This is a genomic window from Leucobacter sp. wl10, assembly GCF_003569785.1.
Taxonomy (GTDB): Bacteria; Actinomycetota; Actinomycetes; order Actinomycetales; family Microbacteriaceae; genus Leucobacter.
Genome location: NZ_KZ984045.1, coordinates 1 through 571, shown reverse-complemented (window position 1 = coordinate 571; position 571 = coordinate 1). Strand labels below are relative to the sequence as shown.

The 571-nt window shown below is 67.3% G+C and carries 1 protein-coding gene; it reads right to left on the bottom strand.

All coding sequences use genetic code 11. The features are described 5' to 3' along the window. Positions 1-182: 182 nt before the first annotated feature. Positions 183-571, bottom strand: a 389-nt coding sequence (locus tag D1J51_RS17720) for a DUF805 domain-containing protein (RefSeq protein ID WP_162903937.1), incomplete at its 5' end; no start/stop codon positions are given.

Here is a 571-nt window from a genome sequence, read left to right as displayed (position 1 = left end):
TGGGCGTACTGCGGTGCGGCGGGCGGCGCGTACTGCGGCTGCGGGGCCGCGGGCGGCTGCTGGGCAGCCCCTTCGGAACCGGGGGTCTCGGGGGTATCGGAGTTCGGCGGGTAGCTCACGTTCGTCAACTTTCTACTTGCGGACGGGAGTGGATCCCGAATCGGTGGCGTCGGTCCTCCATACTACGGGGTGCTCCCGACACCGCCGAGACCGCGGCCCTGGACGAGATCGTAGTGCCGGCCGGCCGGCCTCGGGGGCATCAGTATGAAGACGAAGAGGATCAGGCCGCCGACATAGGGGATGAACGTCAGGCACCAGAGGGCTCCCGAGAAGTTCGCATCGTGGAGGCGGCGCCAGATGAGGGCGATGCCGGGAACGAGCAGTGCCAGCCAGGTGATGATCAGCAGTCCGATGCCGGTCGCGATCATGGCGATTCCCATCGTCTCCGCTTCGCGGTTCGAGTCGGAGAAGGGAGCCTCCTGCGTGCCGGCCAGCACGACCGCGCCCGTGATGTAGAGCGCCAGGGGCAGCAGGACGACGAGGAAGATGAAGAGCGCGGTCCACCAGTATT